We start from the raw sequence: 8,832 nt of genomic DNA, 5'->3' as shown, positions 1-8,832 counted from the left end.
ACACATACACCCTCTCCATCCACGGCGCGATTCCCTGCTCGACGAGCGCCGGTGCGCCGGCCGCGAGCATCGCGAAACCGAGCGTGAGCACGCGATAGCCGCCGAACCGGCCGACGAGTCGCGGCATCAGCAACGGGCTCGACAGGAAGCCGAGCCCGAGCGGCAGGATCGCGAGCCCCGACGCGAGCGGCGACCAGTTCAGGCAGCCCTGCAGGTAGATCCCGTAGCTGAGGAAGAACGCGCTCAGCGTATAGAACAGGAATGCCAGCGCGAGCCCGAGCGCGACGACGGGGTTGCGCAGCAGGCGCACGTCGAGCAGCGGATCGTGGCCGCCCGCGAGACGGCGCGCCTCGACCGCCAGCAGCGCACCGAGCATCGGCAGCGCGCCGACGAGGCACGCGACCATCCACAGCGGCCAGCCGGCCTCGCGCCCGTGCGTGAGCGGGTAGACGAGCATCAGCAGGAACAGCGACAGCAGCACCATGCCGGGCACGTCGATGCGCTGGCCTTTCGGCGGCCGGCTTTCCGGGATGAAGCGCCAGCTGCCGATCAGCGCGAGGATGCCGATCGGCAGGTTGACGAGGAAGATCGCGCGCCAGCCGAGCCCGAACGGATGCAGGCTGATCAACGCGCCGCCGCCGAGCTGGCCGATCACGGCCGCAAGGCCGAACACGAAACCGTAGAAGCCCATCACGCGCACCTGCTCCTGCGGGCTGAACACGCTGCGGATCGTCGCGAGCACCTGCGGCGCGAGGATCGCGGCGAACAGGCCCTGCAGCACGCGGCCGCCGACCAGCACCGCGCCGCTGCCGGCGAGCCCGCACAGCGTCGACGCGACGACGAAGCCGGCCATCCCGATCATGAACATGCGCTTGCGGCCGTACAGGTCGCCGAGCCGGCCGCCGGTGATCTGCACGACCGCGTTCGCGCATGCGTACGCCGACACGACCAGCTGCAGCTCGGCCGGGCGCGCGCCGATGCCGTCGCGGATGGCCGGCAGTGCGAGATTCACAATGAAGTAGTCGAGCGGCGGCAGAATCGCGCCAACCAGCAGGACCACCAGCGCCCAGCCGTGGTGGCTGCGCGGCGTTGCCGCGGCGGCCGTGCCGGCCGGTACGCAGGGGGCAAGGGTGTCGTTCGTCATGGAAGCAGGTCCGAAAGAATGAGTGCCACATTCACGCCGGACGCGACGCCAGGCGCGCCGGTTCGGCCGTGGACGGGCGATTGACCCCCATTCTGGGTGGTGGCGATGAATCGGAAAAGCGGGAATTGGTGGTAGCATCCATCGGGTTACTCGATGGATGGAGAATGGCGATGCGCGGTTTCGATCTGGATCAGTTGCGCACTTTCGCGGCGGTCGCGGACGCCGGCAGCCTGACGGCCGCCGCGCCGCTGCTGCACCTGTCGCAATCGACGGTCAGCGAGCAGGTGCGCAAGCTCGAATCGCGCGCCGGCGTGCCGCTGTTCGTGCGCAGCAAGCGCGGGGTCGAGCCGACCCCGGCCGGCTCGCGGCTGCTGCAGCACGCGCGGCGCATCGTTGCGCTGAACGAGGCCGCGTTCGACGAAGTGCGCGGGCAGGCGATCAAGGGCGAGCTGCGCGTCGCGATCACCGATTACTACCGGACCAACGAAGTCGCGGGCCTGCTCGCGCGGCTGCGGGAGTGCTACCCGCAACTGAGCCTGCACGTCAGCGCGATGAAGAGCGCGGATATCGAAACGGCGCACGCGCGCGGGCAGGTCGATCTCGGCGTGGTGATGAACCTGTCGAGCGGGCCGTTCCGGCCGGCGTCGGCCGATACACGCTGGGTGCTGCGGCGCGAGCCGCTGTCGTGGGTCGCATCGCCCGCGCTCGCCGAGCAGTTGCCCGAGCCGCTGCCGCTCGTGCTGCTGCCGGACGACTGCATGATGCATCAGGTCGCGGTGCGCTCGCTCGACGAGCAGCACACGCCGTACCGGCTCGTGCACAGCGCGTCGGGGGTGGCGGGGCTGCAGTCGATGCTGGCGGCGGGGCTCGGGGTGGGCTGCCTGTGCGCGTCGGCGATCGGCGAGGGCCTGATGCGACTCGGCGCGAAATACCGGCTGCCGCCGCTGCCGGACGCGGTGTTTTCGCTGACGCCGCCGATGCCCGGCGAACGCGAATCCGTCACGCAGGCGCGCGAGGTGCTGTCGCGGCAATTGCTGATGTAAAACCGGGCCGCACGACCTGCGGCCGCGCGTATCTGAGAGGCGCGCGAAGGAACAAAAAAATGAACGACGAACTGCAACGCCAGATGGCCGCGAAGCTGCAGGATGCGCTGGAGCGCGTGGTCGACGAACGCTCGCTGATCCACTTCCTGCGCGTGCTCGGCCACGACTGGAACAAGGAGCGGCAGCTCGAGGCCGACGTGCCGCCGTCGCCGTATTCCCGTGCCGCGCTCGGCTGGGAAAACCACTCGATCGGCGAGTACCTGGACGCGATGGTCGACTGGGCCGAGGCGTCGGAGGAGGGGCTGCGCTTCTACGACCTGCCCGACAATCCGTGGCGGCGCATGGCGGACATCCTGTTCGCCGGGAAAATCTACGAATAGCGCCGCTCGGGCGATTCGTTCACTGCGTTCGTGACCGTCGCGGCGAACCGTCTATTCGATGGCTTCGCCGTTCACATACGCACGCAGCCCGTCGGCCAGCGCATCGAACACCGCGCGGCAGCGCGGGCTCGTCCGCAGGTCCTCGTGCATCACGACCCAGGTTTCCAGCTGCATCGCGGGCCCGTCCGGCAACACGCGCACGAGCCGCGGGTCGCGTTTCGCGAGCCTGCTCTGGCAGAAGCCGATCCCGTAACCGGCGCGGATCATCGCGAGCTGCGCGAGGTTGCTATCGGTACGCAGCGCGAACGCATCGCGCTTCCACAGCGGCATGCTGCGCCCCATCGAACGGATGAACGGCGTGACCGTATCGAAGCCGATCAACGGGTGATGCGCGAGTTCGTCGATCGTCGCGGGCGACCCGTTGCGCGCCAGGTAGTCGTCGCGCGCATAGAGCTCGACGTCGATTGCGCCGACGCGCCGTGCAACGAGCGCCTCCTGCACGGGCGGCGCCATCCGGACCGCGATGTCGGCCTCGCGCTTGAGCACGTCCTGGATGCGGTCGGTCGGCACCAGTTCGATGACGAGCCCCGGATGGTCGCGCCGTAGTTGCGCGAGAATCGGCGGCAGCACCTCGACGGCGATCACGTCGCTGGCCGAGATCCGCACGATGCCGCGCACGCCCGCGCCGTGGCTTGCCGCCGCGCGCTCGAACGCGGCCGCCGCGCTGCGCAGCGCCTCCGCATGGCCGCGCAGCGCGAGCGCCGCCTCGGTCGGCAGCAGGCCGGATGGCGAGCGCGTGAACAGCGTCTGGCCGAACGCGGCCTCGAGCGCCGCGACGTGGCGGCCGGCCGTCGGCTGCGTGATGCCGAGGGCGCGTGCGGCACCGGACAGCGAGCCTTCCGTCAGCACGGCGAGGAAGGTGCGGTAGCGTTCCCAGTTCAGATCGATAGACATACATAAATGTATAGCTGATCCATCGTGTTCGGCAATTCCTTGTTAGCCGCCGGCGCGCCAGAATGCGTGTCATCACGGAAGTTCATTCAAGGAGAGCGGCAATGACGACCCACGCAGGCGGGACACAACGACAGGCACTCGTGCTCGGCGCGAGCGGCGGAATCGGCGGGGAAGTCGCACGGCAGTTGCGCGATGCGGGCTGGCAGGTGCGTGCGTTGAAGCGCGGGCTCGATGCCGAGGTCGTGGAGCGCGACGGCATCGCCTGGATGCGCGGCGACGCGATGGACCGCGACGCGGTCGTCCGGGCCGCGCGCGGCTGCAGCGTGATCGTGCATGCCGTGAATCCGCCCGGATACCGCAACTGGGCCGGGCAGGTGCTGCCGATGATCGACAACACGATCGCGGCGGCGAAGGCGGAGCGGGCCACCGTCGTGCTGCCGGGCACCGTCTACAACTACGGCGCCGATGCATTTCCGGTGCTGGTCGAAGATGCGCCGCAGCATCCGTCGACACGCAAGGGCGCGATCCGCGTCGAGCTGGAGCGCCGGCTGCAGGATGCGGCCGGGCAGGGCGTTCGCACGATCATCGTGCGCGCCGGCGATTTCTTCGGGCCGAAGCTCACGGGCAACAGCTGGTTTGCAGCGGGGTTCGTCAAGGCCGGGCAGCCGGTGGCGGCCATCAGCGTGCCGGGGCGGGACGGTATCGGGCATCAATGGTCGTATGTGCCGGATGCCGCGCGCTCGATGGTCGAGCTGATCGAGCGGCGCGACACGCTGGAGCCGTTCGCGCGCTTTCACCTGGGCGGGCATTGGGATGCGGACGGCACGCAGATGGCGGAAGCCGTGCGTCGCGTCGCGCAGCGGCACGGGCTGCGTCCGACGGTGCGCAAGTTCCCGTGGTGGTTCGTGTGGGCGGCGGCGCCGTTCGTCACGACGCTGCGCGAATTGCTCGAGATGCGCTACCTGTGGCGCGAGCCGATCCGGCTCGACAACACGCGGGTGACCGCGGTGCTCGGCCGCGAGCCGGTGACGCCGCTCGACACGGCGGTGGAGGCGACGCTGGCGGGGCTCGGGTGTCTCAAGTGAGCAACGGCGGTCGCGAACGCAAGCGCGTTCTGCTATGATCCGCGCTCCCTTCCTCGACGCTGCTGCAGGAAGGTACCCACGACCGCCGGAATACCGGAGGTCGCGTCGTACCTTTTTCATTTCCAGCAGCGATGTCTACTCTTCCTCGCTTAAAAAAGGCCTTGCAACGGCAAGGCATCCATGTCGACTATCACGCCGGCATCTATCACCTGCGCAATGAACTGACGCAGGCGTCCGTCCTGTTGCCCGATTTGCTCCCGCTCGAGGAGAAGGCCGTTCAGCAGTTGCTCGCGTTCGCGGCCGTCCGTTCGCCGGATGGCCATCAGGGCGTGTGCAAGGCTTGCGCGACGCCCGATTTTCATCCGGGCGGGGTCGCGCCGGTCGGCTCGATCGTCGCGACCGACGACGCGTTCGTGATTCCCGCCGCGATCGGCACCGATATCAATTGCGGGATGCGTCTCGTCACCACGGGCCTCAAGCGGTCGGCGCTCGCGCCGTTCGAGACGGCGCTCGTCGAGCGGCTGACGCGTGCGATTCTCGCGGATCGGCGCGACGTGCCGGTCGCCAGCGATGCATTCCGCGCGCTGTTCGATGCGGGCCCGGCGGCATTCGTCGATCGCGTCGCGCAGCAGGGGCTCTGGCAGCACGTCGACCGCGACCGGCTCATCGACGAACTGTCGTCGTGCATCGGCCTCGACCGGTTCGACGGCAGCGCGAAATACGCACCGGACGCACACGTCGGGTCGCGTGAGGTCTTCCGCGATCCTTGCCTCGGCACGCCCGGGTCGGGCAATCATTTCGTCGAGCTGCAGGTGGTCGATGCCGTGTTCGACCGGCATGCGGCCTACCGTGCGGGACTCGCGAAGGACGATGTCGTCGTGATGATCCACAGCGGTTCGCGCGATGTCGGCTTCTACGTCGGGCGGCGCTGGATGGACCGGGCGCGCGCGGCATGGCCGGCAGGCGTCAGGCATCCGGAAAGCGGCCTGTACGGCCTTTCCGGCGAGCTGGCGCGCGAATACCTCGTCGCGATGGGCACGGCTGCGCGCTACGCGTGGCTCAACCGTGTCGTGCTGGCCGAGATGGTGCGCAAGGAACTGGCGGAACTCACCGGCGAGACCCGCTCGACCCTCGTGGTCGACGTGCCGCACAACGTCGTGCTGCGCGAAAACGGGATGAACATCCATCGCAAGGGGGCGACACCCGCCCGCGACGGCGATTTCGCGCTGATTCCCGGATCGATGGGCGATGCGTCGTTTCTCGCGACCGGGCTCGGCCATCCCGACTGGCTGTGGTCATGCAGCCACGGCGCCGGCCGCAGCGTGCGCCGGCAGGCGGTGCGGCGGATGCGCACGGAGCAGGCGCCGGGCACGTGGCGCTGCGTCACGCTGCGCGACGAGCGCCGCATCGAGGAAGGGCCGGAAGCCTACAAGCCGATCGGGCCCGTGATCGATGCGCAGGAGCAGGCCGGCCTGATTCGCAGCGCGGTCCGGCTGAAGCCGTGGGTCACGTTCAAGGCGTGACGGGTGGCGGCGCGCTCGGTGGCCGCCGTCGTTGCTTGCGCCAGGGCGCCTACCCGTACCTCGGGCTGCGCCCGGGCACGGGAAAGCGTCGCCGCGAACCGAAGCGCACGCGGCACAACAATTTTCCACATACCCGGGCGCGTCCGATGAGCATCATGACGGTCAACGTCGAAAAAGCGAAAACGGGGGCGCAATGTTGCATTTCGGATGGAAAGTGTCGGTTGCGGGCGCAATGATGTTTGCATTGAGCGGGTGTACCAACCTGGTCGGTGTGCTGTATTGCGGCAACTCGCAATTCAACTTTCCGGACTATCACTGCTTTCAGCCGTACTAGCCGGGGCCGGCGCGGCGACAGAACGCTGTCGCGCCGGTGTGCCGCGCGTCATCGTCCGTTATGCCACGACCGGCAACACTTCCACCGCATAGCGGTGCCGAAGGCTGCGCCCGAGCACCGGATCGTGCAGTTCCATCTCGAACGCATCGCCGTCGCGCATCGCCGCGATCGCGCCATGCACGGCAACCGTGCCGCCGTACATCGCGCTGTGCGCGGGCATCGTGCGGCGGTCGTCGAAGCGCTGCCACAGCCCCTCGGGCGCAAGCAGGCCACTCACCGTGCCGTGCTGGTACGCCGCTCGCCCGCCATCGCGCGAGATCAGCCACGCACGCATCTCGATCGCATCCCAGTGATCCGCGACCTCCGCGTAAAGCCACGCGTCGTGGCCGAGCGGCTTCGCGCACACCTGCTTCGACACCGCGACGCCGTAGGCTTCGACCTCACGATCCGTATGATCGGAGCCGACGGTCACGAGCGTGCCGGCCGGGCTGTCGACCAGCACGCATTCGATCTCGCCGCCCGAGCGCGCACCGAGCACGCCGATCGCGGGCGCCTGCGTGAGCAGCGCGGCCGATACGCGATAGAAGCACGGCGTGGTCGACGGCGGCGCGACGCCGAGCGCCGCGAGTTCGTCGATATGCGCCTGGATCGCGGCCGGATCGCGGCCGGCCCAGCCGGCGATCACGACGCGCTCGATCTCGACGTCGACGGTGGCCGGCGCGTGTTGCCGGGAAATCACGTTGAACGACAGGGTTGGCATACGGGTATCCGTTTGAAGTGCGAAGGAGTGAAACGGCAGGCGGCAACGCTCAATCCGCGAGCGGCTGGTGCGCGGTTTCGCGCGCGACGAGGAGCGCGATCGACGTGACGACGAGTGCGGCGGCGACATACAGCGACACGGCCGTCGTCGTGCCCGTCTGCCGGAACAGCGCGGCGATCACGAGCGGTGCGAAGCCGCCACCGACGATGCCGGCGAGCGTGTACGCGAGCGACGAGCCCGCATAGCGCACGCGGGTCGGGAACTGTTCGGTCACGAACGCGCCTTGCGGGCCGTACATCACCGCGTGGATCACGAGGCCGATCGCGACGGCCGCGACGATCGCGCCGGGGCGCGCCGAATCGAGCAGGGTGAAGAATGCGAACGCCCACACGATGCCGGCGAGCGCGCCGGCGAGATACACGGGCCGGCGGCCGAAGCGGTCGGACAGCGCACCGAAGAACGGCACCGCGAGCGCGTTGCAGGCCGTGCCGATCATCACGGCCGTCAGTGCAACGGGGCGCGACAGGTGCAGCACCGTCGTCACGTAGGTGAGCGTGAACACGACGATCAGCGCATACAGCACGTCCGAGCCGATCCGCGACCCGCCCGCGATCAGCAGGCGTTTCCAGTGGTACTTCAGCACGTCCGCGACGGGCACCTCGGCGGTCGCGTGCGATTCGGCGAGCTGCTCGAACTGCGGCGTTTCGTCGACGCCGCGCCGCAGCCAGAAACCGAACACGACGAGCAGCGCGCTGGCCGCGAACGGCACGCGCCAGCCCCATGACAGGAAATCGCCAGAAGTAGTCGACAGCGTCACGAGCGCGATGCAGCCGGTGCCGAGCAGCGTGCCGAACGACGGGCCGATCTGCGTCCACGACGCGGACAGCCCGCGCCGCTTCTGGTCGCCGTGCTCGACCGACAGCAACACCGCGCCGGCCCATTCGCCGCCGAGCGCGACGCCCTGCACGAAGCGCAGCGCGACGAGCAGGATCGGGCTCAGGATGCCGGCCTGCGCATAGGTCGGCAGCGCACCCATCAGCGCGGTCGTCACGCCCATCAGCACGAGCGTGAGCATCAGCACCGCGCGGCGGCCGATGCGGTCGCCGAGATTGCCGAACACGAAGCCGCCGAGCGGGCGCGACACGTAGCCGACCGCATAGGTCGAGAACGCGAGGATCGTGCCGGCCAGCGGATCGACCGACGGGAAGAACAGATGGTTGAAGACGAGCGCGGCGAGCGTGTTGTAGATCGTGAAGTCGTACCACTCGAGCGACGTGCCGATCATGCTCGCGGTCGCGAGTCGGCTGGTGCGGACGCGGTGGGGCGCGTGGGCGGCGGGCTGGGCGAGAGTGCTCATGGTGTCGGGCATGTCGTGACGGGAACGGGATGAAGTGCCGGGCCGATATGCTGGCGTGCGTCGTGCCTGCGATGCGGCCGGCGTGGACGATCAGGCGGGCAGCGCGGCGGCGGCAGCGGGCTCGGTTTCGACGTCGCTGCGAGTTGCATGCAGCGGCGCGGTGGCGCGCCACAGCAGGTCGAAGGTGCGCACGTCGTCGTGTCCGGCGAGCGATGCGGCTACGCGGCGCGTCGCGGCCGCATCGCTGCCTTG

General features: G+C 69.1%; 8 protein-coding genes. 4 read left to right on the top strand and 4 right to left on the bottom strand.

All coding sequences use genetic code 11. The features are described 5' to 3' along the window. Positions 1-1,144: MFS transporter (locus tag G3N99_RS28880; protein WP_206124090.1), on the bottom strand; the 1,144-nt coding region annotated here is incomplete at its 3' end. A 170-nt stretch (positions 1,145-1,314) separates the two neighbouring features. Between G3N99_RS28880 and G3N99_RS28875 the strand changes: the two genes are divergently transcribed. Then, a complete protein-coding gene (locus G3N99_RS28875) occupies positions 1,315-2,187 on the top strand; it encodes a LysR family transcriptional regulator (RefSeq protein WP_174937127.1) in 873 nt (290 codons plus the stop codon). Between the two features lie 59 nt (positions 2,188-2,246). After that, a complete protein-coding gene (locus G3N99_RS28870) occupies positions 2,247-2,567 on the top strand; it encodes a hypothetical protein (RefSeq protein ID WP_011354527.1) in 321 nt (106 codons plus the stop codon). Between the two features lie 51 nt (positions 2,568-2,618). On the opposite strand, the gene G3N99_RS28865 is transcribed toward G3N99_RS28870, so the two are convergent. Then, the gene (locus tag G3N99_RS28865; RefSeq protein WP_206124089.1) at positions 2,619-3,521 is read right to left on the bottom strand and encodes a LysR family transcriptional regulator; all 903 of its coding nucleotides are present in this window, start codon (positions 3,519-3,521) and stop codon (positions 2,619-2,621) included. A gap of 101 nt (positions 3,522-3,622) precedes the next feature. Between G3N99_RS28865 and G3N99_RS28860 the strand changes: the two genes are divergently transcribed. Together G3N99_RS28860 and G3N99_RS28855 are read left to right on the top strand one after the other, a co-directional pair. Beyond that, positions 3,623-4,606 carry an NAD-dependent epimerase/dehydratase family protein gene (locus G3N99_RS28860; protein ID WP_174937130.1) on the top strand — a complete coding sequence of 328 codons (984 nt, stop codon included), beginning with the start codon at positions 3,623-3,625 and terminating at the stop codon, positions 4,604-4,606. 131 nt (positions 4,607-4,737) lie between these two features. Beyond that, positions 4,738-6,129: an RtcB family protein gene (locus G3N99_RS28855; protein WP_206124088.1), complete on the top strand. Its 1,392-nt coding sequence runs from the start codon at positions 4,738-4,740 to the stop codon at positions 6,127-6,129. A 392-nt stretch (positions 6,130-6,521) separates the two neighbouring features. Here G3N99_RS28855 and G3N99_RS28850 read toward each other — a convergent pair whose 3' ends face one another. Both G3N99_RS28850 and G3N99_RS28845 read right to left on the bottom strand, forming a co-directional pair. Then, a complete protein-coding gene (locus G3N99_RS28850; protein WP_206124087.1) occupies positions 6,522-7,223 on the bottom strand; it encodes a DUF2848 domain-containing protein in 702 nt (233 codons plus the stop codon). Positions 7,224-7,272: 49 nt separating this feature from the next. Next, positions 7,273-8,592 (bottom strand): MFS transporter, encoded by a 1,320-nt coding sequence (locus G3N99_RS28845; RefSeq protein WP_206124086.1) that lies wholly within the window; start codon positions 8,590-8,592, stop codon positions 7,273-7,275. Positions 8,593-8,832: the final 240 nt, after the last annotated feature.

This window comes from Burkholderia sp. Ac-20392 (genome assembly GCF_017104585.1).
In the GTDB taxonomy this organism is placed as follows: Bacteria; Pseudomonadota; Gammaproteobacteria; order Burkholderiales; family Burkholderiaceae; genus Burkholderia; species Burkholderia lata.
The sequence above is the reverse complement of the archived record's forward strand: the minus strand, read 5'-3'. Positions and strand labels throughout refer to the sequence as shown.